Below are 24,433 nucleotides of genomic sequence, written 5' to 3'. Positions count from 1 at the left end.
CGGTCCCGTGCCGCGGGGTGCTCCGCTCACGGGTCACCTCGCACGCTCGGTCACCTCTCGTCCCGGGGCCGCCAGACGACCAGTGCCGAGGTGGCGGGCCGCAGGGGCACCAGGTCACGCCCGTAGCCCGCGCGGACGGCGGACTCGGCGGCGATCGCCCGGCTCTCCGCGAGCTCCACCTCGGTGATCAGCTCCTGGACCCGCTGCTGCAGGGCCTCGACCTGCGACTCCAGGTCGATGATCCGCTTGATGCCGGCCAGGTTGACGCCGTCCTCCTGCGACAGCCGCTGCACCTCGCGGAGCAGCGCGACGTCGCGCGGGCTGTACCGCCGGCCGCCGCCGCGGGTCCGGCCGGGGCTGACCAGCCCCAGCCGGTCGTACTGGCGCAGCGTCTGCGCGTGCATGCCGGCCAGCTCCGCGGCGACCGAGATGACGAAGACCGGCGCGTCCTCGGCGACGCCGCGCCCGACGTCGGCCTGCCCGCGGGCACCGTCGGTCGGGAGACTCACCGCGCACCCCCCTGCTGCACCGCGGCGGTGATCCGCGGCCGCGGGTCGCCGAGCTCGGCCTCGAGCACCTTGACGGCGTCCTCCGCGGCGGGCGTGAGCCGCTTCGGCACCGCCACCTCGACGGTCACCAGCAGGTCACCGGACCGGCCCTTGCCGGGGACCCCGCGCCCGCGGACCCGCAGCGTCTGGCCGCTCGCCGTCCCCGGAGGGACCTTGAGCGTGACGTTGCCGTCGAGCGTGGGCACGGTCAGCGTCGCGCCGAGGGTGGCCTCGGCGAAGGTGATCGGCACGGTGAGCGTGAGGTCGTTGCCCTTGCGGCCGAACAGCTCGTGCTCGGACACGTGGACGACGACGAACAGGTCACCGGCCGGGCCGCCCCGACGTCCGGGGGCGCCCTTGCCGGCCAGCCGGATGCGCTGGCCGTCCTTGACGCCGGCCGGGATCCGCACGGTGATCGTGCGGGTCTGGTTGGTGACGCCGTTGCCCGCGCAGGTCGGGCAGGGGTCGTCGATGACCTGGCCGGTGCCGCGGCAGTTGCGGCACGGCTCGGAGAAGGCGAACGCCCCCTGGCTGCGGCTGGTCACCCCGGCGCCCTGGCAGACCGGGCAGGTGTGCGGGGAGGTGCCGGGCCGCGCGCCGCTGCCGTGGCAGGTCGGGCAGGTGCCCGGGCTCTGCATCCGCAGCGGCACGGTCACGCCGAGGACGGCCTCCTCGAACGAGAGGGTCGCCTCGGTCTCGACGTCCTGGCCGCGGGCCGGGCCGGACGCGGCCTGGCTGCGGGCCCGCGCCGAGCCGGCCCCGGCTCCGCCACCCCCGAAGAGGCCCCCGAACAGGTCGCCGAGCCCGCCGGCACCGCCGCCACCGCCGGCGCGCCCGCCGGTGGCGGCGCCGAAGAGGTCACCGAGGTCGAACGGCTGGCCGCCGCCCGCCCCGCCGGGGAACCCGCCGGGGAACCCGGCCCGCGCACCCGCCCCTCCGGACCCGAACAGCCGGCGGGCCTCGTCGTACTCGGCCCGTCGCTTGGGGTCGGAGAGGACGTCGTAGGCCTCGGAGACCTCCTTGAACCGGGCCTCCGCGTCCGCGTTGCCCGGGTTCTTGTCCGGGTGCAGGTCGCGCGCCAGCTGGCGGTAGGCCTTCTTGATGGCCGCCGCGTCGGCGTCCTGGGCGACGCCCAGAGCGGCGTAGTAGTCCTTCTCGATGAAGTCCCGGGTGCTCATCGGGCGCCCCCTCTCCGGCTCAGTCGGCCGCCGGGCCCTCGCCCGGCTGCGCGGGGGCGGTCCCGTCGGTCACGCCCTCGGCGGGCGCGGCCGCGACCGGGTGCTCGGGGTCGGTGACCGCGACCATCGCCGTCCGCAGCACCCGGTCGCCGCGGCGGAAACCCTGCCGCAGCACCGTCGTCGCGGTCGGGACGTCGACCTCGGTCGAGGTGTCGTGGATGACGGCCTCGTGCAGCGACGGGTCGAACGGGTCGCCCGCCTTGCCGAAGGCCTCCACGCCCAGGCCGTCCAGCAGGCCGAGGATCCGGTCGGCCACCGACTTGAACCCGCCGGTCAGCTCGCCGTGGTCCCGGGCCCGCTCGATGTCGTCGACGATCGGGAACAGCTGGGTGGCGAACCGCTCGGCGGCCTGGTCCACCACGAGCTGACGGTCCCGGTCCACCCGCCGCCGGTAGTTCGCGTACTCGGCGGTGACCCGCTGGAGGTCCTCGGTCCGTTCCGCCAGCTGGCGGGACAGGTCGTCGTCCACCACCGTCGGCTGTCCGCCGTCGGCGGTGGTCTCGTGCTCGCTCATCTGCTCCCCTGCTGGGTGTACGCCCGGGCGGGCGCCGGCCGGCTGCTCACCGGCCGGCACCCGCACGGTGCCGCTGGTCGGGTCGATGCGCCGCTTGTCGCGGATGACGACCCGCGGCTCCTCTTCCCTGTCCGTCATCGGCGGTCGTTGTCCTCGTCGATGATCTCGGCGTCGACCACGTCGTCGTCCGACGCGGTGGCACCGGTCGCACCACCGGGCGTGCCGGCGTCACCGGCGGCGCCGGCAGCCCCGGCGCCGGCGGCCCCCGCCTCGGCCTGCTGGGCGTAGAGCGCCCCGCCGACCTCCTGGGAGACCCGGGCGACCTTCTCCTGGGCCGCCTTGATCGCCGCGATGTCCGAGCCACCGAGAGCGGAGCGCAGCTCGGTGAGGGCCTCGCCGAGCTCCTCCTTCTTGTCGGCCGGGATCTTGTCACCGTTCTCGGCCAGGAACTTCTCGGTCTGGTACTGCAGCGACTCGGCGAGGTTGCGGGTCTCGGCCTCCTCGCGGCGGCGCTTGTCCTCCTCGGCGTGCGCCTCGGCGTCCTTCATCATCCGCTCGATGTCCTCCTTGGGGAGGGCCGAGCCACCGGTGATGGTCATCGACTGCTCCTTGCCCGTGCCGAGGTCCTTGGCGGTGACGTGCACGATGCCGTTCGCGTCGATGTCGAAGCCGACCTCGATCTGCGGGACGCCGCGCGGCGCCGGCGGCAGACCGGTCAGCTCGAACATGCCGAGCTTCTTGTTGTAGGCCGCCATCTCGCGCTCGCCCTGGAAGACCTGGATCTGCACGGACGGCTGGTTGTCGTCGGCCGTCGTGAAGATCTCGCTGCGCTTGGTCGGGATCGTGGTGTTGCGCTCGATGAGCTTGGTCATGATCCCGCCCTTGGTCTCGATGCCCAGGGACAGCGGGGTGACGTCGAGCAGCAGGACGTCCTTGACCTCACCGCGCAGGACGCCGGCCTGGAGGGCGGCGCCGACGGCGACGACCTCGTCGGGGTTGACGCCCTTGTTGGGCTCCTTGCCGCCGGTCAGCTCGCGCACGAGGTCGGTGACGGCCGGCATGCGGGTCGAGCCACCGACGAGGACGACGTGGTCGATCTGGCCGACGGTGATGCCGGCGTCCCGGATGACCTGGTTGAACGGCGCGCGGGTGCGGTCGAGCAGGTCCTGGGTCAGCCGCTGGAACTCCGCACGGGTGATCGTGACGTCCAGGTGCAGCGGGCCCTCGGCGCCGGCGGTGATGTAGGGCAGGTTGACGTTGGTCGACTGCGCGCCGGACAGCTCGATCTTGGCCTTCTCGGCGGCCTCGCGGAGCCGCTGCATGGCGAGCTTGTCCTTGGACAGGTCGATGCCGTTCTGCGCGTTGAACGTCTGCACCAGGTGCTTGACGACCCGCTCGTCCCAGTCGTCACCACCGAGGTGGTTGTCACCGGCGGTGGCCTTGACCTCGATGACGCCCTCGCCGATCTCCAGCAGCGAGACGTCGAAGGTGCCACCACCGAGGTCGAAGACGAGGATCGTCTGCTCGGTCTCGCCCTTGTCCAGGCCGTAGGCCAGCGCGGCCGCGGTCGGCTCGTTGACGATGCGCAGGACGTTGAGGCCCGCGATCTCGCCGGCCTCCTTGGTGGCCTGGCGCTGCGCGTCCTCGAAGTAGGCCGGGACGGTGATGACCGCGTCGGTCACCGGCTCGCCCAGGTAGGTCTCGGCGTCCCGCTTCAGCTTCTGCAGGATGCGGGCGCTGATCTCCTGCGGGGTGTAGCGCTTGCCGTCGATCTCCGGGGACTTCCAGTCGGTGCCCATGTGGCGCTTGACCGACCGGATGGTGCGGTCGACGTTGGTGACCGCCTGGTTCTTCGCCGACTGGCCGACGAGGACCTCGCCGTTCTTGGCGAACGCGACGACCGACGGCGTGGTGCGCGAGCCCTCGGAGTTGGCGATGACCGTCGGCTCGCCGCCCTCGAGGACGGTGACGACGGAGTTGGTGGTGCCGAGGTCGATACCGACCGCTCGAGCCATGGAGCTGGCCTCTCTTCCGTGTGTTCCGGGGTGGTACTGGTCCGTGTGGGGAGTCGGTGTCCGCCTTGCGCGGGGTCCACTCAACTTTCCTGCCCACCCTAACGGCACCCCCGCCGGGAGTGTTCCCGGGTGCCGCGATCTGTTCACCACCTCCTCCGTCGGGTCGCCGTCGTCACCGACGATCAGCTCGGCTGATCGTCCCGGGTCCCGGCTCACGACCGGAGCCGAGCCAGGACCCGCAGTGGTGAGCCAGGGACGCCGACGGGATGTCAGGCCGACCGCCACGACGGGACGGACCCGCGGACGACGGTGCAGCGGCGCGGCCCGGTCCGCGGCCTGGCCAGCAGAGAGGCGAGGCGGGTGCTCACCCGCTCCCACGCGGGCCCCGGATCGGCTCGGACGACCCGCAGCACCCGGACCTCGAGGTCCCGCAGACGGTCCTCGCGGCGCTCCTCCTCCCAGAGCACCCGCGCCGGCGAACGGCCGTCCCGAGGCGCCTCGTACTCGACCAGCCCGTCGAACTCCACCGCGACGGCCGCCGGCGATCAGCTGAGCTGATCGTCGGGGAACGTCCGCGGACGCCGGGGCGCGCGGGCGCCGCGGCAATGTGGTTACCGGCGAGTAGCCTGTGCGGCCGACAGCTATCGTCCGACGCGCGCGGGCGCAGGTGCCCGCGCACGGTCCGCTCGACGGCGGCGAGTCCACCCGCCGTCGTGGCGGGCGGGGGATCAACCGACGCCTCCGGGCGTCCGGGAGGGATTTCGATGGGCCCCTTGCAGATCGTCCTGGGGACGATCAGCGTCATCTTCCTGATCGTGTCGGTGGTCTTCGCCTACCGGGCGGTCCGGGCCATGGTCCGCATCATCAGGACCGGCCAGCCGGACAGCACCCGCACCCGGCCGGTCGGTCCACGGGTGAAGACGCTGGTCGTGGAGTCGCTCGGCCACACCCGGATGCTCAAGTGGTCGTCGATCGGCATCGCCCACTGGTTCGTGTTCCTGGGCTTCTACGGCCTGTTCCTCACCCTCGTCGAGGCCTTCGGCGAGGTCTGGAACCCGGCCTTCCACCTGCCCCTGATCGGCGAGTGGGGCCTGTGGAACCTGTTCGTCGACGTCATCGGCACGGGCACGGTCCTCGGCATCCTGTACCTGATCGTCCGGCGCCAGCTCGACCACCCGCGCCGCCAGGGTCGCCAGAGCCGCTTCGCCGGCTCGAACGAGGGCCGCGGCTACTTCGTCGAGGCGATCGTCCTCATCGTCGGCGTCTGCATCCTGAGCATCCGCGCGGCCAAGATCTCGGCCGGCCTGGTCGACGCCCCGACCTGGTCGCACCCGGTCTCCAGCGCGCTGTCCACCCTGTTCCCGGCCAACCCCGACCTGGTCAGCGTCATCGCCTTCGTCAAGATCGTGGCCTCGCTGGTCTGGCTCGTCGTGGTCTCCCGGCTGCTCAACATGGGCGTCGCGTGGCACCGGTTCAGCGCGTTCTTCAACATCTACTTCAAGCGCGAGCCGGACGGCGCCACCGCGCTGGGCCCGCTGCAGCCGATGACCTCCGGCGGCAAGCCGATCGACTTCGAGGACCCCGACGAGGACGCCGTCTTCGGTCGCGGCAAGATCGAGGACTTCACCTGGAAGGGGATGCTCGACTTCACCACCTGCACCGAGTGCGGGCGGTGCCAGAGCCAGTGCCCGGCGTGGAACACCGGCAAGCCGCTCAGCCCCAAGATGGTGATCATGGACCTGCGGGACCACCTGTACGCCAAGGCCCCGTACCTGCTGGGGGAGAAGACCGCGAGCGAGACCGCGCCGGACTACGACGTCCTCAAGCCCAGCGACGAGCAGGTCTGGGCGTCTGGCTACGCCCGCATCGAGGGCACCAACGACGCGCAGGCCCACCGCCCGCTCGTCGGCACCCTCGAGGAGGGCGGGGTCATCGACCCCGACGTGCTGTGGAGCTGCACCAACTGCGGCGCCTGCGTCGAGCAGTGCCCGGTCGACATCGAGCACGTCGACCACATCGACGACATGCGCCGCTACCAGGTGCTCATCGAGTCCAACTTCCCCTCCGAGGCCGGCGTGATGCTGCGCAACCTGGAGAACCGCGGCAACCCGTGGGGCGTCAGCCCCAGCACCCGCGACCAGTGGATGGAGGAGCTGGACTTCGAGGTCCGGCAGGCCGACGGCCCGCTGCCCCACGAGGTCGAGTACCTGTTCTGGGTCGGCTGCGCCGGCGCCATCGACGACCGCGCCAAGAAGGTCACCAAGGCCGTCGCGGAGCTGCTGCACACCGCCGGTGTCGAGTTCGCCGTCCTCGGCTCCGGGGAGACCTGCTCCGGCGACCCGGCCCGCCGCATGGGCAACGAGTTCGTCTTCCAGATGCTGGCCCAGGAGAACGTGGCGACCCTCGACGGCGTCTTCGAGGGCCGCGTGCCGGGCATGCGCAAGATCGTGACCACCTGCCCGCACTGCTTCAACTCGCTGGGCCGGGAGTACCCGCAGGTCGGCGGCGAGTACGAGGTCGTCCACCACACCCAGCTGCTCAACCAGCTGGTGGCCGACGGCCGCCTGACCCCGGTCACGCCGGTCGACCGCAAGGTCACCTACCACGACCCGTGCTTCCTCGGCCGGCACAACAAGGTCTACACGCCGCCGCGGGAGATCCTCGAGTCCGTCCAGGGCCTCTCCACCCAGGAGATGCACCGCTGCAAGGACCGCGGCTTCTGCTGCGGCGCCGGCGGCGCCCGCATGTGGATGGAGGAGAAGATCGGCAAGCGGATCAACATGGAGCGCACCGAGGAGGCGCTCGACCTCGATCCGGACGTCATCTCCACCGCCTGCCCGTTCTGCATCACGATGCTCAGCGACGCGCTGACGACGAAGAAGCAGAACGGCGAGGCCGGCGAGCACGTCGAGGTCCTCGACGTCAGCCAGATCCTGCTGCGCTCGCTCGCCCCGGTCGGCACGCCGGGCACCGAGCACGGCGCCGACGTCGGCACGAAGGACGACGACGTGGCCGGCACCGGCTCCGCGGCGACGGAGCACGGCGCGCAGTAGGAGGACCCCGTCATCCCCGCCCCTCGCACGCTCGGGGCGGGACCCCGGACGGGGCCGACGGGCCGGAGCACCGCCACGACGGCGCGTGCCCCCACCGCGCGACCCCGGCCGTGCAGCGGGCGGTCCGGCGGCGCGTGCCCCGGGTCGTCCCCCGGGCGGTCCGGCGGTCGCGCGTCGCGCTGGACCCCCGCTCTCAGCCGGCTCGCGCCGGGGAGGACGATCGTCGGGTGGTCAGCAGCGACGTCCCCGACCACCGCCGGGGCCTGCTGCTCGTCGGGACGGCGATCGTCCTGACCGGGCTGAACCTGCGGACGGCGGTCAACAGCGTCGGTCCGGTGCTGCAGGAGATCCAGTCCGGGCTGGGCATCTCCAGCGGCCTCACCGGGCTGGTGACGAGCCTGCCGGTGATCTGCTTCGCCGTCATCGGCTTCTCCGGGCCCCTCCTGACCGCGCGGTTCCGCGACGGGCACGTGCTGGCCGGCGCGCTGCTCGCGATGGCCGCGGGCCTGGTCCTCCGGGCGGTGGCCGGGGCGTTCTGGCTCTTCGTCGCCGGCACCGTGCTGGCGATGGTCGGCGGCGCCCTGGGCAACGTGCTGCTCCCCAGCCTGGTGAAGCGGTACTTCCCGACGCGCACCGGGCTGCTCGTGGGCGCCTACGGCACCGCGATGTCCGCGGGCGGGGCGGTGGCCTCGGTGTCGGCCGCACCGATCGCCCGGGCCGCCGGGGACGCCGGGTGGCGCTGGACCCTCGCGATCTGGGCGGTGCCGGCGCTGCTGGCGGCGCTGCCGTGGCTGGCGGTGCGGCCCCGGGCGGGCACCTCGCGCGCCACGCACGCGGCGCTGCCGATGCGCTCGCTGCTGCGCAGCCCCACCGCGGTCGCGCTGGCGGCGTTCTTCGGCCTCCAGGCGATGCAGGCCTACATCATCCTCGGCTGGACGGCGCAGTACCTGCGCGACTCCGGGCTGGACGCCGCGACCGCCGGGCTGCTGCTCGGGGTGAACACCGTGGTCGTCGTGCCGCTCAACGCCGTCGTCCCCCCGCTGTCGGTGCGCGCGCGCCTGCAGCGGCCGCTGCTGGTCCTCTTCGCCGCCTGCTACGTCGCCGGCTGGCTGGGGCTGATGCTGGCCCCGCGGACGGTGCCGTGGCTGTGGATGAGCCTGCTCGCGGTCGGCATGAGCACCTTCGCGATGGTGCTCGCGCTCATCGGCCTGCGTGCCCGCACGCCGGAGACCACCGCGGCCCTGTCCACGGTCGTCCAGGGGTGGGGGTACGTGCTCGCCGGGGCCGGGCCGCTGCTGGTCGGCGTCCTGCTCGGCACCACCGGCAGCTACACCGGCATGTTCGTCCTCGCGCTCGGCGGCGTCGCGGCGCTGACGGTCACCGGCTGGCTGGCCACCCGGGAGCGCTTCGTGGACGACGAGGTGGCCGCCCGGGACGCGGCCGGGGCGGTCAGGGAGCCGGACGCCGCGTCTCCGCGCGGGTGAAGTTGCGGAACGACCGCGAGGGCGTCGGGCCGCGCTGGTCCTGGTAGCGGGAGCCGTAGACCGCCGAGCCGTACGGGTGCTCGGCCGGGGTGGTCAGCCGGAACAGGCACAGCTGACCGATCTTCATGCCGGGCCAGAGCGTGATCGGCAGGTTCGCCACGTTGGAGAGCTCGAGCGTGATGTGGCCCGAGAAGCCCGGGTCGACGAAGCCGGCGGTGGAGTGGGTGAGCAGTCCGAGACGGCCCAGGCTCGACTTTCCTTCGAGCCTCGCTGCGAGGTCGTCCGGGACCGTGACGACCTCGAGCGTCGAGCCGAGGACGAACTCGCCCGGGTGCAGCACGAACGGCTCGTCGCCGTCGGGCTCGACCAGCGTGGTCAGGTCGTCCTGCTGCTGCGCGGGGTCGATGTGGGTGTAGCGCGCGTTGTTGAAGACCCGGAAGTAGCGGTCCAGCCGGACGTCGATGCTCGAGGGCTGCACCAGCGCCTTGTCGTAGGGCTCGATGCCCAGGCGGCCCTCGGAGATCGCGGCCGTGATGTCGCGGTCGGACAGCAGCATGCGGCGGAGTGTAGGGACCTCCCTCCGGCCTGTCGGCCAGCGGCGGAGTCCACGGACCGCGTCCGCTCACCACTCCGGGCGAATCCGCACCGCGCGCCTCAACCGGGCGCACCGGGACGCCGATCCCCTCCCACCGGCCCCTCCCGGGCCGGCCGGAACCTGGGGGCGCACGTCCCCGGTGGAGTGGAGGGTCCGTGTCCCAGTCCCGAGGAGCGCCGCTGCGCCGCGGCGCCCTGGCGGTCGTGCTCGTCACCGCCTCGGTCGCCGGCTACGCCAGCGCCGCCGCCTACAGCGCGCTCGCCTCCCCGGCCGTGCCGGTGGCCGCCGGCTTCGGCCCCGGTGACGGGCTGACCCGGTACGTGCTCACCGCCGACGAGGGCGTCAGCCCGGCCGACCTGGTCGGGGCGGTCACCCCTGCGGACGGCGTCGTGAACGCCCAGCCGGTCGGCGCCGACCGCGCGCTGGTGGCCGCCGAGGGCCTGGCGCCGCACGACCTCGAGGCGCTGCCCGGCGTCGCCGACGCCGAGTACTCGCCGGCGGTGCCGGTCGCCGCCGGGACGGTGGCCGACCCCTACTGGCCGCAGTACGGGTGGAACCTGGAGAACACCGGCACCAACGCGTACGGCCAGACCGCGGTCGCCGACGCGGACGACGACGTCACCACGGGCTGGCAGGCCGGCACCGGCGAGGACGTCGTCGTCGCCGTCGTCGACACCGGCTACGACTCCGACCACCCGGACCTGGCCGGCGCGCTGTGGACCAACCCGGCCGAGTCCTGCGGGTCGGTCGACCGCGACGGCAACGGCAAGGCCGGCGACTGCCACGGCTGGAACTTCACGACCGGCAGCGCCGACGTCGACAACGGCGCGGGCGGCACCCACGGCGCCAGCGTGGCCGGTGCGGTGGGCGCTCGGGCCGGCAACGGCCTGGGCACCGCCGGCGTGGCCCCGGGCGTGACGATCATGCCGCTGGTCATCGGCACCGGCGGGTCGGTCGACCTGACCCTGGGCGCCGAGGCGATCCGCTACGCGGCCGACCACGGGGCCGACGTCGTCAACGCCTCGTGGGGCGGCCCCGCCGGGGGCTGGGCCCTGGAGAACCTGCGCTCGGCCGTCGCCTACGCCGCGAGCAGGGGCGTGGTGGTCGTCGTCGCGGCCGGCAACGACGCCCGGGACCGGGACGCCGACCCGCTGTACCCGGCCAGCCTCACCGAGGCCAACGTCGTGACCGTCGGGTCCTCGACCGCGGCGGACACCCGCAGCGACTTCTCCGCGTGGGGCGCCGGCTCGGTCGACCTCTTCGCGCCCGGCACGACGGTCTTCACCACCTGGAACGACGGCGGCTACCGGCTGGTCAGCGGGACGTCGATCGCCTCGCCGCAGGTGGCCGGCGCGGTGGCGCTCTACCGGCAGGCGATGCCGAGCGCGACGCCGCAGCAGCTGCGCCAGGCGCTGCTCGAGGACGTCGACCCGGTCGCGGCCCTCGCCGGGAGGTCGGTCACCGGTGGCCGGCTGTCCCTGAGCCGCCTGCCGGCCCGCGCCGCGGACGTCGTCTCGTACACCTTCACCTCGATGACCGCGCCTGCCGGCGTCGTCACCCCGCGCGTGGCCGCGGCGGGGTCGCCCGGGGCCGGCGACTACGGGGTCACCCTCGGTCTGGGCATGGAGCACGAGGGCGAGGTCTGGGCCGTCTCCGGCGTGGAGCTCACCGTCGGGAGCACCACACTGGCGACCGACGACACCGGGACGGCGCGCTTCCCGCTCGGCCGGGCAGCCGGCCCCGCCGACCTCGCCCTCTCCCCCTCGGTGGAGCTCGGCGACGGCCGGTACGTGCTGACCGTCCAGCTCGACCGCGACGGCACGGCCCTCGGGCGCACGTACGCCGCTCCCCTGCTCGTCGGGACGGTGGCCGAGCCCGCACCGGGCCGCGACGCCGGCACCCCCGGCACCGGCCCGTCGGGCCCGGCCGGGCCCGGCTCGGGCGGCTCCGGGTCGGCAGGCAGCGGGTCCGGCTCCGCCGGCCCGGGGTCGGCCGGCACCGGCACCGGCACCGGCGGTCAACAACCCGGGAGCTCCGGCAGCGGCGGGACGGACCGGTCGACCTCGTCGGGCAGCGGCTCCGGCTCCGGGAGCACCGGCGGCGGCAGCGGTCCCAGCGGCTCGGGCTCCGGCTCGGGGTCCGACGGCGCCGACCCCAGCAGCGGCGACGGCGGCAGCGGGGCGAGCGGCTCCGGCCGCAGCGACGCGGGCAGCGGCTCCGGGAGCACCCCGGACGTGCCGTCCGGCCGCGCCACGCCGTCCGTCCCCGACGTCCCCTCGGGCACTCCGACGCCGACGTCCCCCGAGACCCCCAGCGGCTCGGGCGGCCCGACCCCCGGCGGGCAGGTCGTCTACCCGTCCGTCGGCCCCTTCGGGATCACCTCGCTGAGCCCGGCCCGGGTGGGCACCGCCGGCGGGACGCTGGTGACCATCACCGGGACCGCCCTGCCGGCCGACCCGCGGGTGCGCATCGGCGACTCGGCGGCGGCCACCGTGGTCCGCGCGTCGGCGACCCAGGTCGTCGTCCGGGTCCCGGCCCGGGCGGCGGGCGTGTACGACGTGCACGTCTTCGCGCCGGACGGCCGGCTCTCGGTGCTGACCGCGGCGCTGACCTACACCGACGCGACCGGCGGGACGGCGCCGGGCGGCAGCACGCCGGGCGGTACCGGGACCGGCGGCACGGGCGGGAGCTCGGGCAGTGGCGGCTCCTCCGGCGGGACCGGCGGCGGCAGCGGCAGCGGCAGCGACGGCTCTGCGGGTGCCGGGAGCCCGGGCGACGTGCGCACCGGCCCGGGTGGGCTCCGACTGGTCCGCAGCGCGGCGTTCTCCGGTCTGCGGGCGGTCTGGTCGACCGACTGCTCGACGTCCTGCCGGGGCGTCCGGGTCTGACCCCTCCCGCGCCACCGGCCGGCTCCCCGCCGGCCGGTGGCGCGGTGCCGTCCGCGGGCCCCGTGCCGCCCCACTCCATCGCGCGGCCGCCCTGCCGATGGAGAAGGGGACGACACCGTCCCGCTGGACCGGAGGACCCCTTGCTCGACATCCACGAACGGCCGGCCTCGCGGAGAGCCGGCCGGGGCGTCGCACCGACCGGGGAGGCGCGCACCTTCGCCCCGGACGAGCTGATCGTCTCCAAGACCGACGGCCGCGGCGTGATCACCTACGCCAACGACGTCTTCCTGCGGATCAGCCGCTACGAGCTCGACGAGGTGATCGGCCGGCCCCACAACCTGATCCGCCACCCGGAGATGCCCCGCGCGGTCTTCGCGCTGCTGTGGCAGACCCTCTCCGAGGGGCGCGAGCTGTTCGCCTACATCAACAACCTGGCCTCCGACGGCGCGCACTACTGGGTGCTCGCGCACGTCACGCCGTCCTACTCCGCCGACGGGTCGGTGGTCGGCTACCACTCCAACCGGCGCCGACCCTCGCCCGGCGCGATCCGCACGGTCACCCCGCTGTACCGGCGCCTGGTCGAGGAGGAGCGGCGCCACCCCACGGCCAAGGCCGCGGTGGCCGCCTCCTCCCGGCTGCTCGACGAGCTGGTCGCGGCGGAAGCCGGCTCGTACGAGGAGTTCATCTGGTCGGTCATCGCGCGAGAGGAGCGCTGAGGTGGGCATCCGCAGACGGCCACGGGACGGGCGGCTCAGCGACGCCGAGGAGCTGGCGGTGCACCGCGCCTTCGTGCAGCAGCTGACCCGGACCTGCCAGGCGGCCGCGCAGGGCGACCTGGAGGCCCGCAGCCGCCCGGCGGCGGGCGTGGCCGACGTGCCGGAGCTGCAGGCCCTCAACGACGCCGTGAACTCGGTGCTCGACGTCTCCGACGCCTTCGTGCGGGAGGCCTCGGCCGCGCTGACCTCCGCGGCAGCCGGCCGGTTCCACCGCTCGGTGCTGACCGGCGGCCTGGCCGGCGCCTACCGCAAGGGCGCGACCGACATCAACGCCGCACGGGACGCCATGCGCGAGACCGCGGGCCGGGTCACCGAGGCGACGAACGCCCGTCTGCTGCTGGCCGACGAGTTCGAGACCGTCGTCCTCTCGACGTCGGAGCAGGTGGCCACCGCCTCGACCGAGATGAGCGCGTCGGCGTCCGGGCTGGCGGAGGCTGCCTCGGCGGCGAGCGCCCAGGCGTCCACCGCGCAGGAGACGATGAGCACGCTCACCCGGTCGGCGGCCGAGATCCGCGACGTCATCGCGCTGATCGACTCCGTCGCCGCCCAGACCCGGCTGCTGGCGCTCAACGCGACCATCGAGGCGGCCCGGGCCGGGGAGGCGGGCAAGGGCTTCGCCGTCGTCGCCTCGGAGGTCAAGGACCTCGCCGACCAGACCGGCCGGGCCACCGAGCGGGTGACCGCCCAGGTCGAGCAGATCCGGGCCGCCTGCGAGGAGGTCGCCGCGGTCATGACCCGGGTCGGGACGACGGTCACCGAGATGAACGGCGTCGTGGACGGCATCGCCGCCGCGGTCGACGGCTCGGCGTCCCTGGGTCCCGGCGGCCAGGACGTCACCGGGCTGTCCCAGCTGGCCGAGCGGCTGCGCTCGGAGGCGACCGGCTTCCTCGGGGCGATGCGCCGCTGACCGCGGGGTACCGTTCGGTCCCGGTACCCGGCCCAGGACCGGGACCGGGACCGACGTGTGTCCGCACCACGTCGGGAGGGGCGGAGACCAGCACGGGGAGGTGCGCCGGCACGTGAGCACAGGCGCCCGCCCGTCCCCGGCCCCCGGGGACGACGAGCTCTTCGGTGACGGTGGCGAGAACGGCCGGCTGATGGCCGCCCTGGACTGGTCCACCACCCCGGTGGGCCCGGTCGAGGCCTGGCCGGCCAGCCTGCGGCACGCCGTCCGCACGGTGCTGGTCTCGCGGTTCCCGATGATCCTGACCTGGGGACCGCGCTACACCCAGTTCTACAACGACGCCTACGCGACGCTGATCGGCACCAAGCACCCCGGCGCCATCGGCGACGACCTGCGGGTGACCCTCGCCGAGGGCTGGGCGGCGCTGCAGGAGCCGGTGGAGCACGCGATGGCCGCCCGCGAGGCGTCCTGGATCCCGCAGCTGCTCCTGCTCCTCGAGCGCGCCGGCTACCGCGAGGAGACCTACTTCACCGTCTCCCACGCGCCCGCCTACGGCGACGACGGCCGCGTCGCGGGCATGCACGCGGTCTGCACCGAGGTGACCCGGCAGGTGCTGGCCGAGCGCCGGCAGCGGCTGCTGCACGACGTGGCGACGTCGACCGGTGAGCTGGTCGACGAGACCGCGACGGTGGCGGCGATGGCCGCCGCGCTGGCCGGCGACCCGCTCGACGTGCCGTTCGCCGCCGTCTACCTCGCCGCCCCCGGGGCGCCCGGCCTCCGCCGCGCCGCGGTGGTCGGCTGCGCGCCCGGACAGCTGCCCGAGGTCGCCGCCTCGCCCGACGAGCTGCTCCCCCCGTCCGTCGCCGACCTGGGCCTGACCGGCGGGCCCTTCGGCGACGCCGTCAGCGAGGCCGTCGTCTGCCCCCTCGGCGGCCCCGACGGCGACGGCGTGGGCGCGCTGGTGGTCGGCGTGAACCCCAACCGCGCGCTGGACGAGGAGTACCGCTCCTTCCACGAGCTGCTCGCCGGTCAGTTCGCCGCCGCCGTCCGCAACGCCCGCGCCTACGCCGAGGAGCGCGCCCGGGCCGAGGCACTGGCCGAGCTCGACCAGGCGAAGACGGCGTTCTTCGCCAACGTCAGCCACGAGCTGCGCACCCCGCTCACCCTGCTGCTGGGCCCGATCGCCGACACCCTCGCCGAGCACGGGCCCGCGTTGCCCGCCGGCGTCCGCGAGTCGCTGACGCTGGCGCTGCGCAACGGCCAGCGGCTGCAGCGGCTGGTCAACGACCTGCTGGAGTTCGTCAGCATCGAGGCCGGCCGGGCGTCCGCGGTGCGGGTGGAGACCGACGTCGCCGCCTTCACCACCGAGCTGGCCGGGGTGCTGCGGGCCGCCGCCGAGCGCGCGGGCCTGCGGCTCACCGTCGACTGCCCGCCGCTGGACCGGCCCGCCCACGTCGACCCGCGGATGTGGGAGAAGATCGTCCTCAACCTGGTCGCCAACGCGGTGAAGTACACCTTCGTCGGCGGCATCGACGTCACGCTGCGGGCCGACGGCGACGACCTGGTGCTGACGGTGGCCGACACCGGCGTGGGCATCCCCGCCGCGGAGCTGCCGCACCTGTTCGAGCGGTTCCACCGCGGTGTGGGCACCGCGGCGCGCAGCCGCGAGGGCAGCGGGCTGGGCCTGGCCCTCGTGCGCGAGCTGGTCACCCTGCACGGCGGCGAGGTCAGCGCCACGAGCGAGCCCGGCACCGGCAGCACCTTCACGGTGCGGGTGCCCTTCGGCGCGCCCGACGCCCCGGCCGGCGCACCCGCCGTCCCGTCGGCGTCCTCGCGCGGCGGCGTGGTCACGCCGTGGGACGACGTCCCCGACGCCGCCGGCCCGCGGACGCCGGCCAGCACGCCCGGCACCAGCGTGCTGGTCGTCGACGACAACGCCGACATGCGCGCCTACCTGACCCGGCTGCTGTCCCCGGTCTGGACCGTGCGGACGGCGACCAACGGCCAGGAGGCGCTGGAGAGCATCGCGGCCGCGCGGCCCGACGTCGTCGTGACCGACGTGATGATGCCCGGACTCGACGGCTTCGACCTGCTCCGCGCCCTGCGGGCCGACCCCGCCGTGCGCGACCTCCCGGTCGTCATGCTCACCGCCCGGGCCGGCCAGGAGGCCGCGGTCGAGGGCTTCGACGCCGGGGTGGACGACTACCTGGCCAAGCCGTTCGAGTCCGCCGAGCTGATCGGGCGGCTGCGCGCGGTGCTGGAGCGCGCCGCCGGGCGCGCGGCCGGGGTCACCCGTCCCGCGCCCCCCGCCGAGCAGTCCGCGACCGCCGCGGCCGACGGGGACGCCGTCCCCGCGGTGCCGCCCCGCCCGCACCTGCCGGCGGCCCCACCCGCGACCGCGCCGTCCGCCGGGGGTCAGGCACCGCCGGCTCCCGTCGCCCCCGTGGACACCGCCGTCCGCCGGCACTGGCGCTTCCCGTCCGACACCCGGTCGGTCGCGGCGCTGCGCCGGCGGCTGCGGGCGCTGTTCGCCGAGGCGGGCCTGGACGAGGACCTCGCCTACGACCTGGTCCTGGCGGCCTGCGAGGCGGCCACGAACGCCATCGAGCACGCCCAGGACCCCGCCGAGCCGGTCATCGACGTCGGCGCCGAGGTCGTGGGGGGCCGGGTGGAGGTCGCGGTCCGCGACTACGGCCGGTGGCGCGAGCGGGTGCCGAGCATGGACCGCGGCCGGGGCTCGATGCTGATGAGCGCCGTCGGCCAGATCACGGCGACGCCCAGCCCGGCCGGCACCACCGTCGTCATCCGCACGGGCGGCCCCCCGCTCCCCTCCGACGGGGCGCTCCGGTAAGCTCGGGGCGCACTCCGCGGGTGTAGTTCAATGGCAGAACATCAGCTTCCCAAGCTGACAGTGCGAGTTCGATTCTCGTCACCCGCTCTCCGCCTCCGGGCCGGTCGACCGGTCAGCACCCATGACCGCCCCGCTCCCCACGGTGGACCCCGCCGGACCGTCCGTGACGGAGCCGTCCTCCGGCGGTGACCCAGCTCGGCGGGGCGCGTCCTCCCTGGTCAGCGCGTCACACGATCCGGTCACGACCCGTTTGCCACGGGGGCGGCCGGGCACCCATCCCGGGCCCTCTGTCGTCCACGAGGAGACGTGATGACCGAGCCCGATCGCACCCGCACCCGCCTCGACGCCCCCACCGCGGCGGCCGCCCCGGCCGCACCGGAGGGCGCGCACGCCACCCGCGGGGCCGCCCGGGACGCCGTCGACGCGCAGCACGCCCGCTTCGGCGGCATCAAGTGGGGCGCGGCGTTCTTCGGCTGGCTGTCGGCCAACGGGCTGGCCGTGCTGCTGCTGGCCGTCCTCTCGGCGGCCGGTGTCGCCTTCGGCCTCAGCCAGGTGGACACCGCGGACGAGGCCGCCCAGCAGGCCACCACCATCGGTCTCACCGGCGGCATCGCCCTGCTGGTCGTGCTCTTCGTCGCCTATCTCGCCGGCGGCTACGTGGCCGGCCGGATGGCCCGCTTCGACGGGGCCCGGCAGGGCCTGGCCGTGTGGCTCATCGGCCTGCTGGTCGTCGTCGTGCTCGGCGTCCTCGGCGTGGTGCTGGGCGCGCAGTACAACGTGCTCTCCCAGCTGAACCTGCCGAGCATCCCGGTCAGCGGCAGCACCGCCACCACCGCAGGCGTCGTCGCCGGCGTCGCCGCCGCGCTGGTCTCGCTGCTCGGTGCGCTGCTCGGAGGCGGGCTCGGCACCCGCTACCACCGCAAGATCGACCGCGTCGGCTTCACCGTCTGACCGGACCGGCACGCGAGAGAGCCCCGGCGTGCCCGTCCTCGACGGCCGCCGGGGCTCCGGGGTGCCGGGCTACGGCCGGTCGGCCTGAGGGACGGTCTGCTCGACGACCGACGGCGCGTCGACGGCCGACCCGTTGTCCTGCACCGCCTGGCTGCACCGCGGGACGAGCAGCAGGACGGCCAGGACGATCGCCAGTCCGGCGAGGAACGTGCTGGCGACGACGGCCCTCCCCCGGCGGCCCCGGGAGCTCGGGCGGTCCTCACCGGAGCGGTCCTCGCCGGGAGGACGTGGGTCGGGTGTCGGCATGGTGGCTCCTGTCGCCGGTCGGACCTGGCTCGCGCACGACCTCCCTGCCCCGCGGGCGCGCCACCCATGCACGCCGCCACCCGCCCGTAGCCTCGCGGGCAGCCGGAGTCGGGAGGGGGCGGAGGCCCGTGCCACCGTCGCTGGACGACGTCCCCCCGGAGCCTCCGTCGCCCCTGGTCGCCCGGCTGCGCGCGGCCGGCTGCGTGTTCGCCGAGGAGGAGGCCGCCGAGCTGCTCGCCGCGGCCGCCGGCCCGGCGGACCTCGCCGCGATGGTGGACCGTCGGGTGGCCGGCGAGCCGCTGGAGACGGTCCTCGGCTGGGCGCGGTTCTGCGGTCTGCGCGTCGCGGTCGAGTCCGGCGTCTTCGTGCCGCGGCAGCGGACCGCGCTGCTGGTCGAGCAGGCGGTGGCGCTGCTGCGCTCCGCTCCCGGTACCCCGGTGGTCGTCGACCTGTGCTGCGGCTCCGGCGCGGTCGCGCTCGCCGTGGCCGCCGGCCTGGGCCCGGTCGAGCTGCACGCGGCCGACGTCGACCCGGTCGCCGTCCGCTGCGCCCGGCGCAACCTCGAGCCGGTCGGCGGCCGGGTGCACCAGGGCGACCTCTACGCCGCGCTGCCGGCCGCGCTCCGCGGCCGGGTGGACCTGCTGGCGGTCAACGCCCCCTACGTGCCCAGTGCGGCGGTGGCGCTCATGCCGACCGAGGCGCGCGACGCCGAGCCGCGCCGCGCACTGGACGGCGGCCCCGACGGCACCGTCCTGCAGCGCCGGGTGGCCGCGGAGGCGCGGTGCTGGCTGGCGCCCGGCGGGACCCTCCTCGTCGAGACCAGTGCCCGCCAGGCGCCGCGCACCGCCGCGGCGGTGCGGGCGGCCGGACTGCGGGCGGACGTGGTCCGGGACGAGGAGCGCGACGCGACGGTCGTACTGGGGACGTCCCCGGAGATCCGCGTATCCGGATCGTCACGGTCCGCTGTGACACACCCAGTCACCCACCGGGATGGATCAGTCACGCCATGACCTCGCCCGCCGCGGGCCCTTGGTCCCTGCCGCCCCGCAACGGGGCGGTACACGATCGCCGCATGGAGGACGCGCACCGGTTCAGGGACGAGCCGGAACAGGATCGGCCGGGCAGCCCCGCGGACCGCGCCGTGGACGACGCGCGCGGCGATCGCCGGGTGGAGCCGATGCGGCTCACCCCGCTGCTGCCGCGACGGCAGAACCCCTGGCTGCTCGTCGACGTCGACGGCTCGCCGGCCGCGCACGGCGCCCTGGTGTGGGCGCTGCGGGAGGCCGCCCGCCGGGAGGCCACCGTGGTCGCCGTCTGGGTGGTCGACGACGACGGCGACGACACGCTCCCCGGCGTCTCCCGCCCGGGGCGGCGCACGGGCGCCGTCGCGCTGGAGCGGCTGGAGGCCCAGGTGCTGCGGGCCATCGCCGAGACCGGCGTCACCGGCCGCGTCCGCACCGCCGTCCTCGAGCGGCCGGTGTTCGAGGCGCTCAGCAGCGCCACGCGCGGCGCCGACCTGGTGGTGGTCAGCAGCCGGGGCAAGACCCTGTTGCGCCCCGCCGTCCCCCGGCAGCCGACCCGCCGCCTCGCCCGCGGCGCGTGACGGAGGCCGGCATCACCACGTCCCCGCCGCTCCCCCAGGAGCACCCCGACCGCCGGGCCCTGACCCCGCCCGGTGCCGGGGCGGTCGACCTGTCCTCGGCCGAGGTGTCCGTCCCGGGCAGCCAGCCCACGGCGCACAGCGCCCAGGTCGACGGCACGCTGCACGGGATCGTGCAGGCCGCCGTCGAGACCACCGGGGCCACGTACGGCGCGCTCGGTGTCCTCGACGACACCGGCGCGGCCTACGAGCGCTTCGTCGTCGTCGGCATGGACGCCGCCACGCGGGAGCGGATCGGCCGGTCGCCGGTCGGGGCCGGCGTCGTCGGCCTGCTGCTGGGACGGTCCGAGCCGCTGCGCCTGGCCGACCTGACCACCCACCCGGAGGCGGTCGGCTTCCCACCCGGCCACCCGCCGATGCGCTCGTTCCTCGGGGTCCCGGTCCGGGTGCGGGGGGCGGTGTTCGGCCACCTCTTCCTGACCGTCGAGCGCGTCGACGCGTTCACCGACGCCGACCAGGCCGCGGCGGTCGGGCTGGCCGCCGCCGCCGGCCTGGCCATCGGCAACGCCGAGCTGGTCGAGCGGGCCGAGCACCGCCGCGCGTGGGCCCAGGCCGGCACGGACATCGCGACCGCGCTGCTGTCCGGCGCCGACCCCGACACGGTGCTGCGCTCCATCGGCGAGCAGGTCGCCGATCTCGCCTCGGCCGACGCCGCCGGCGTGCTGGTGCCGAGCCCCGACGACGAGAACGTGCTCACCGTGGTGGTGGCCGTCGGCGCGCACTACTACGAGTACGCCGAGGGTGTGCGCCTCCCGCTGACCGACACGCAGCTGGGGACGGCGCACCGCACCGGCACGCCGGTGCTCATCCCCGACGTCAGCGCCGCCGCGGTCGGCGGCCAGCGCGCTCCGGTGCTCGGCGAGCTGACCGAGCGCTTCGGCCCCACGCTGATGATCCCGCTGGGCGGTCGTCCGGCGCTGGGGACCGTCGTCGCCATGCGGCGGCGCGGGCGGGAGCCCTTCGAGCCGGACACCCTCGAGCTGGCGTCGGTCTTCGCCGCGCAGGCCTCGGTCGCCCTGGAGCTGGCCCGCAGCCAGCAACGCGAACGGCGACTGCAGGTGCAGGCCGACCGGGACCGGATCGCCCGGGACCTGCACGACCACGTGGTCCAGCGCATCTTCGCCACCGGTCTGGCCCTGGACCGGGTGAGCCGCTCGCTGGAGGAGCAGCTGCCCGAGACGGCGGCGGCGCTGGCCGAGCGGGTCGACGAGCTCGACGGCACCATCGCCCGCATCCGCTCGGCGATCTTCGAGCTGCACGAGGCCGACGACGCCTCGCCCGACGCCGTCCGCTCCCGCATCGTCGACGTCGTCCGCTCGATCACCGGCGGGCAGGGGCTGCGCCCGGACGTGCGGCTGCGCGGTGACGAGGACCTGCCACCCGCGCTGCTGCCCGACGTCGTCGCCGTCGTCCGCGAGCTGGTGACGAACGTCGTGCGGCACGCGCAGGCCACCCGGGTGACGGTGACGGTGACCGTCGACACCGAGGTGCGCGTCGTGGTCACCGACAACGGGATCGGGCTGCCCGCGGTCTCCGTGCGCAGCGGGCTGACCAACCTGGCCGACCGCGCCGAGCGGCACGGCGGCCGGCTGACCACCTCCACCGGACCGAAGGGCACCCAGATCCGCTGGTCGGTGCCGATGCCGCGCCGGGACTGAAGAAGGACCCCGTCCTCCTCACCGCTCGCGAGCTCGCGCCGAGCCTCTAAACGGGGCCTGACGCGAACTCGCGAGTGGTGGGGGCAGGCGGGTCCCTCTTCAGTCGGGGCGGTCGCGCAGCTCGGTGGCGAGGATCGCGGCCTGCGTGCGCCGCTCGAGGCCCAGCTTGGCCAGCAGGTGGCTGGTGTAGTTCTTCACCGTCTTCTCGGCCAGGCCCATGCGGACGCCGATCTGACGGTTGGTCAGGCCCTCGCCGATCAGCCGCAGCACCGTGCGCTCCTGCTCGGTGAGCACGGCCAGCCGGCGGTCCCGCTCGGCCGGACGGCGGCGCGCGGCGGACGCCGAGACCCCGGCGTCCCGGTCGAAGAGCGTGCCGCCGTCGGCGACGGTCCGGACGGCGGTGACCAGCGCCGAGCCGCGGACCTGCTTGAGCACGTAGCCCGAGGCCCCGGCGGCGACGGCGGCGGCCACGGCGTCCTCGTCGGGGAAGCTCGTCAGCACCAGGCACCGCAGGCCCGGCACCCGCTCGCGCAGCTTGCGGCAGACCTCCGCGCCGTCCCCGTCGGGCAGGCGCATGTCGACGACGGTGACGTCCGGCCGCACGGCCGGCACCCGGGCGAGGGCCTCGGCGACCGAGCCGGCCTCCCCGACGACGGTGATGACCGGGTCCTCCTCCAGGACCTCGGCCACCCCCCGCCGCACGACCTCGTGGTCGTCGACCAGGAACACCCGCACGGCACCGTCGCTCGCCTCCACGGGCGCCCCCTCCGGAGAGTGACCTCGTTCACACAGCGTAGCGACTACAGCGAGGGGTCACCAGCGGAGCCCCGGTCACGAGGGCAGCAGGAGCGCCGCGTACAGCGTGAGCCCGGGGCCGAACGCCATGGCCACGACCGGGCCGTCGACGTCGGCGAGCTCCTCGAGCACGAGCAGCACCGTCGCCGACGAGCAGTTGCCGTGCTCGGCCAGCACGGAGCGGGAGGCGGCCAGCTGCTCCTCGGTCAACCCGAGGTGGTCGCGGACGACGTCGAGGATCCGCGGGCCGCCGGGGTGCACCGCCCAGCCGGCGACGTCCTCGATCCGCAGCCCCGCGCCGGTGAGCAGCTCCTCGACGACGTCGCCGACGTGCCGGGAGAGCACGTCGGGCACCCGCGGGGAGAGCCCCATGCGGAAGCCCAGGTCGGTGACGTCCCAGGTCATGTGGTCAGCGGTCGAGGGGTCGGTGCGGGCGACCACCCCGGCCAGCCGCCGTCCGCGGCCGCCGGGCTGCAGGACGACGGCGGCGGCGGCGTCGGAGAACAGCGCGTGCGCGACGACCTGGTCGAGCTCGCGCACCGGAGGCTGCACGTGCAGGCTGGTCAGCTCGCAGCACAGCAGGACGGCCGGGCGGGACCGGGCGGTCACGTAGTCGCCGACGGCGGCCAGGCCCGGGATGGCGGCGTAGCAGCCCATGTGCCCGACCAGCAGCCGCTGCAGTCCCGGGGGCATGCCGAGGTCGCTGGCCAGCCGGATGTCCAGGCCCGGCGTGGCGTAGCCGGTGCAGGTGGCGACGGCGAACAGGCCGACGTCCCCCGGCGCCAGGCCGGCGTCGTCGAGGGCGGCGGCCACCGCCTGCTTGCCCAGCGGCAGGGCCTCCTGGACGTAGCGCTGCATGCGCGCGCCGGTGCTCCACCCGCTGATGTCCTCGTCCAGCGGGTTGGCCACCGCGTGCCGCCGGCGCACGCCGGAGGCGGTGAAGACCCGCCGCGCCGCGCGGACGCCGGCGTAGTGGTCGGCGAAGAAGCCGTCCCAGGCCGCGGCCTGGTCGATCGTCGTGGGCAGGGCGCGACCGGCACCGGTCAGGACGGCGCTCATCGGCGCAGCTCGGAGGCGCTCATGGACCCGACCGTACGGGCGTCGGGTCCGCTGCGCCGCTCCGTCCGCCCTCCTCCCGGCGCCTGCCGTAACCAGCGAAGACGACGGCGGTGGACCGGACCGGCTTCATGCGCACCGTGTCCCGCCGGCCCAGCTTCCAGGCCAGCGCCTCGCGGAAGGAGGGCCGCAGCCCCACGAGCCGTAGGTCCAGGCCCAGCGCGTCGGCGGCGGCGAGCAGGCGGGCGCGGTCGACGAACAGCGCGGGGTCGTGGATGCCGGGCGGCGGGCCGCCGGGCAGCCGCTCGGCCACGGTGACCATGAGGAAGCGCCCGATCCGGGTGGCCGCGAGCGCGTCGACGACCAGCGTGCCGCCGGGGCGCAGCAGACGGGCGCACTCGGCCAGCACGCCCACGTCGTCCTCGACGTGCTCGAGGATCTCCCCGGCCACCACGACGTCGGCGCACCCGTCGGCCAGCGGGACGGCGAGCACCGACCCGCGCACCGGCAGGACGCCGTGCTCGCGGGCCACCCGGAGGCCCTGCGCGCCGAGGTCGACGCCGACGTGCCGGTAGCCGAGCCGGGCGACGTGCGGCGCCATGAGGCCGCCGCCGCAGGCCAGGTCGACCAGCACCGCGTCCGGGCCGGGCGCCGGCGGGATGTGCTCGGCCCGCGACGCGGCCAGCCAGTGCAGCGCGGCGAACCCCCCGGACGCCTCCCACCACTGGTCGGCCAGCTCGTCGTACTGGGCGGGGTCGTTCCGGGACAGTCGGCCCATGCGCTAGCTCGTGCCCTTCTTCAAGGGGTCGTGACCCCAGTTCATCAGCGAGTAGCGCCACCTGGAGGTCTCGACGTCCTCCTTGCCCGGCTCCTGGGCCAGGTGGCGGGCGACGTAGCCGTGCACCTTGCGCATGTGGGCGAGGTCGTCGTCGGTGAGGTCCGACTTCTTCCTGCGCAGCAGCTCGACGATCCGGCGTCCCGCGGCGTGACCGGTGGACTCGCCCGAGCCGTCCTCCTTCTGCCCGACCGACTGCGACTCCTCGGTCTCCAGCCAGCGCTCCAGCTCGGCGGGGGACATGTTGACCGCCTCCTGGAACTCCCGGCGGACCGTGTCCGGGTCCTCGTCCTGCGCCATGCCTGC

21 protein-coding genes and 1 tRNA gene are annotated in these 24,433 nt (G+C 75.2%); 11 read left to right on the top strand and 11 right to left on the bottom strand.

Annotated features, from left to right (window positions below; translation table 11 throughout):
* Positions 1-50: 50 nt before the first annotated feature.
* The 5 genes from BLS21_RS18495 to BLS21_RS18475 all read right to left on the bottom strand — a co-directional run bounded on the left by BLS21_RS18495 (position 51) and on the right by BLS21_RS18475 (position 4,842).
* Complete coding sequence (locus tag BLS21_RS18495; protein ID WP_091221832.1) at positions 51-509, bottom strand: heat shock protein transcriptional repressor HspR; 459 nt, start codon at positions 507-509, stop codon at positions 51-53.
* Positions 506-1,726 (bottom strand): molecular chaperone DnaJ, encoded by a 1,221-nt coding sequence (dnaJ, locus tag BLS21_RS18490; RefSeq protein WP_091221829.1) that lies wholly within the window; start codon positions 1,724-1,726, stop codon positions 506-508. Before dnaJ ends, BLS21_RS18495 begins: the two co-directional genes overlap by 4 nt.
* A 19-nt stretch (positions 1,727-1,745) precedes the next feature.
* Entirely contained in the window at positions 1,746-2,438 is a 693-nt protein-coding gene (grpE, locus tag BLS21_RS18485; RefSeq protein ID WP_091221827.1) for a nucleotide exchange factor GrpE, read from the bottom strand.
* The gene (gene dnaK / locus BLS21_RS18480) at positions 2,435-4,315 is read right to left on the bottom strand and encodes a molecular chaperone DnaK (RefSeq protein ID WP_091221824.1); all 1,881 of its coding nucleotides are present in this window, start codon (positions 4,313-4,315) and stop codon (positions 2,435-2,437) included. The genes grpE and dnaK overlap by 4 nt, the downstream gene beginning before the upstream one ends.
* 269 nt (positions 4,316-4,584) lie before the next feature.
* Positions 4,585-4,842, bottom strand: coding sequence for a hypothetical protein (locus BLS21_RS18475; RefSeq protein WP_175479630.1), 258 nt, complete (start codon positions 4,840-4,842; stop codon positions 4,585-4,587).
* A 237-nt stretch (positions 4,843-5,079) separates the two neighbouring features.
* Here BLS21_RS18475 and BLS21_RS18470 point away from each other — a divergent pair, with 237 nt between their 5' ends.
* Together BLS21_RS18470 and BLS21_RS18465 are read left to right on the top strand one after the other, a co-directional pair.
* Entirely contained in the window at positions 5,080-7,368 is a 2,289-nt protein-coding gene (locus tag BLS21_RS18470; protein ID WP_091221821.1) for a (Fe-S)-binding protein, read from the top strand.
* 227 nt (positions 7,369-7,595) lie between these two features.
* A complete protein-coding gene (locus BLS21_RS18465) occupies positions 7,596-8,852 on the top strand; it encodes an MFS transporter (RefSeq protein WP_091221818.1) in 1,257 nt (418 codons plus the stop codon).
* On the opposite strand, the gene dcd is transcribed toward BLS21_RS18465, so the two are convergent.
* The gene (gene dcd / locus BLS21_RS18460; RefSeq protein WP_091221815.1) at positions 8,818-9,408 is read right to left on the bottom strand and encodes a dCTP deaminase; all 591 of its coding nucleotides are present in this window, start codon (positions 9,406-9,408) and stop codon (positions 8,818-8,820) included. The genes BLS21_RS18465 and dcd overlap by 35 nt on opposite strands.
* Before the next feature lie 194 nt (positions 9,409-9,602).
* On the opposite strand from dcd, the gene BLS21_RS18455 reads away from it, so the two are divergent.
* The 6 genes from BLS21_RS18455 to BLS21_RS18430 all read left to right on the top strand — a co-directional run bounded on the left by BLS21_RS18455 (position 9,603) and on the right by BLS21_RS18430 (position 17,817).
* Positions 9,603-12,335 carry a S8 family serine peptidase gene (locus tag BLS21_RS18455; RefSeq protein ID WP_091221813.1) on the top strand — a complete coding sequence of 911 codons (2,733 nt, stop codon included), beginning with the start codon at positions 9,603-9,605 and terminating at the stop codon, positions 12,333-12,335.
* A gap of 140 nt (positions 12,336-12,475) precedes the next feature.
* Positions 12,476-13,051 (top strand): PAS domain-containing protein, encoded by a 576-nt coding sequence (locus tag BLS21_RS18450; protein ID WP_217636195.1) that lies wholly within the window; start codon positions 12,476-12,478, stop codon positions 13,049-13,051.
* Between the two features lies 1 nt (position 13,052).
* Positions 13,053-14,018: a methyl-accepting chemotaxis protein gene (locus BLS21_RS25625; RefSeq protein WP_217636194.1), complete on the top strand. Its 966-nt coding sequence runs from the start codon at positions 13,053-13,055 to the stop codon at positions 14,016-14,018.
* A 112-nt stretch (positions 14,019-14,130) separates the two neighbouring features.
* The gene (locus BLS21_RS18440) at positions 14,131-16,866 is read left to right on the top strand and encodes an ATP-binding protein (RefSeq protein WP_245700552.1); all 2,736 of its coding nucleotides are present in this window, start codon (positions 14,131-14,133) and stop codon (positions 16,864-16,866) included.
* Positions 16,867-16,882: 16 nt separating this feature from the next.
* Positions 16,883-16,953, top strand: a tRNA-Gly gene (locus BLS21_RS18435).
* A gap of 222 nt (positions 16,954-17,175) precedes the next feature.
* Positions 17,176-17,817, top strand: a complete 642-nt coding sequence (locus BLS21_RS18430) for a hypothetical protein (protein WP_091221811.1) — start codon at positions 17,176-17,178, stop codon at positions 17,815-17,817.
* 69 nt (positions 17,818-17,886) lie between these two features.
* On the opposite strand, the gene BLS21_RS18425 is transcribed toward BLS21_RS18430, so the two are convergent.
* Complete coding sequence (locus BLS21_RS18425; protein ID WP_091221808.1) at positions 17,887-18,123, bottom strand: hypothetical protein; 237 nt, start codon at positions 18,121-18,123, stop codon at positions 17,887-17,889.
* Between the two features lie 128 nt (positions 18,124-18,251).
* Here BLS21_RS18425 and BLS21_RS18420 point away from each other — a divergent pair, with 128 nt between their 5' ends.
* The 3 genes from BLS21_RS18420 to BLS21_RS18410 all read left to right on the top strand — a co-directional run bounded on the left by BLS21_RS18420 (position 18,252) and on the right by BLS21_RS18410 (position 21,441).
* A complete protein-coding gene (locus BLS21_RS18420; RefSeq protein ID WP_091221806.1) occupies positions 18,252-19,133 on the top strand; it encodes a putative protein N(5)-glutamine methyltransferase in 882 nt (293 codons plus the stop codon).
* 62 nt (positions 19,134-19,195) lie between these two features.
* Positions 19,196-19,726, top strand: a complete 531-nt coding sequence (locus BLS21_RS18415; RefSeq protein WP_175479629.1) for a universal stress protein — start codon at positions 19,196-19,198, stop codon at positions 19,724-19,726.
* Positions 19,723-21,441, top strand: coding sequence for a GAF domain-containing sensor histidine kinase (locus BLS21_RS18410; protein WP_245700551.1), 1,719 nt, complete (start codon positions 19,723-19,725; stop codon positions 21,439-21,441). Before BLS21_RS18415 ends, BLS21_RS18410 begins: the two co-directional genes overlap by 4 nt.
* Positions 21,442-21,540: 99 nt before the next feature.
* Here the strand turns inward: BLS21_RS18410 and BLS21_RS18405 are convergent, their stop codons facing one another.
* The 4 genes from BLS21_RS18405 to BLS21_RS18390 form a co-directional block, all read right to left on the bottom strand.
* On the bottom strand, positions 21,541-22,197 hold the full coding sequence (locus BLS21_RS18405) for a response regulator (protein WP_091221800.1): 657 nt from the start codon (positions 22,195-22,197) through the stop codon (positions 21,541-21,543).
* A gap of 75 nt (positions 22,198-22,272) precedes the next feature.
* Positions 22,273-23,295 (bottom strand): type III polyketide synthase, encoded by a 1,023-nt coding sequence (locus tag BLS21_RS18400; RefSeq protein WP_091221796.1) that lies wholly within the window; start codon positions 23,293-23,295, stop codon positions 22,273-22,275.
* Positions 23,296-23,314: 19 nt separating this feature from the next.
* Positions 23,315-24,070 (bottom strand): methyltransferase domain-containing protein, encoded by a 756-nt coding sequence (locus BLS21_RS18395; RefSeq protein WP_091221793.1) that lies wholly within the window; start codon positions 24,068-24,070, stop codon positions 23,315-23,317.
* A gap of 3 nt (positions 24,071-24,073) precedes the next feature.
* Positions 24,074-24,427 (bottom strand): DUF3140 domain-containing protein, encoded by a 354-nt coding sequence (locus tag BLS21_RS18390; protein WP_091221790.1) that lies wholly within the window; start codon positions 24,425-24,427, stop codon positions 24,074-24,076.
* Positions 24,428-24,433: the final 6 nt, after the last annotated feature.

The organism is Geodermatophilus siccatus (assembly GCF_900103785.1).
Taxonomy (GTDB): domain Bacteria; phylum Actinomycetota; class Actinomycetes; order Mycobacteriales; family Geodermatophilaceae; genus Geodermatophilus; species Geodermatophilus siccatus.
Note: the sequence above shows the minus strand (reverse complement) of the source record. Positions and strands in the feature narration are given on the sequence as shown.

Bases quoted from the DNA above. Each gene is read 5' to 3' on its own strand.
- dnaJ (WP_091221829.1), bottom strand. From the start codon at position 1,726: ATGAGCACCCGGGACTTCATCGAGAAGGACTACTACGCCGCTCTGGGC.
- grpE (WP_091221827.1), bottom strand. From the start codon at position 2,438: ATGACGGACAGGGAAGAGGAGCCGCGGGTCGTCATCCGCGACAAGCGG.
- dnaK (WP_091221824.1), bottom strand. From the start codon at position 4,315: ATGGCTCGAGCGGTCGGTATCGACCTCGGCACCACCAACTCCGTCGTC.
- BLS21_RS18470 (WP_091221821.1), top strand. From the start codon at position 5,080: ATGGGCCCCTTGCAGATCGTCCTGGGGACGATCAGCGTCATCTTCCTG.
- dcd (WP_091221815.1), bottom strand. From the start codon at position 9,408: ATGCTGCTGTCCGACCGCGACATCACGGCCGCGATCTCCGAGGGCCGC.
- BLS21_RS18430 (WP_091221811.1), top strand. From the start codon at position 17,176: ATGACCGAGCCCGATCGCACCCGCACCCGCCTCGACGCCCCCACCGCG.
- BLS21_RS18425 (WP_091221808.1), bottom strand. From the start codon at position 18,123: ATGCCGACACCCGACCCACGTCCTCCCGGCGAGGACCGCTCCGGTGAG.
- BLS21_RS18415 (WP_175479629.1), top strand. From the start codon at position 19,196: ATGGAGGACGCGCACCGGTTCAGGGACGAGCCGGAACAGGATCGGCCG.
- BLS21_RS18400 (WP_091221796.1), bottom strand. From the start codon at position 23,295: ATGAGCGCCGTCCTGACCGGTGCCGGTCGCGCCCTGCCCACGACGATC.
- BLS21_RS18395 (WP_091221793.1), bottom strand. From the start codon at position 24,070: ATGGGCCGACTGTCCCGGAACGACCCCGCCCAGTACGACGAGCTGGCC.
- BLS21_RS18390 (WP_091221790.1), bottom strand. From the start codon at position 24,427: ATGGCGCAGGACGAGGACCCGGACACGGTCCGCCGGGAGTTCCAGGAG.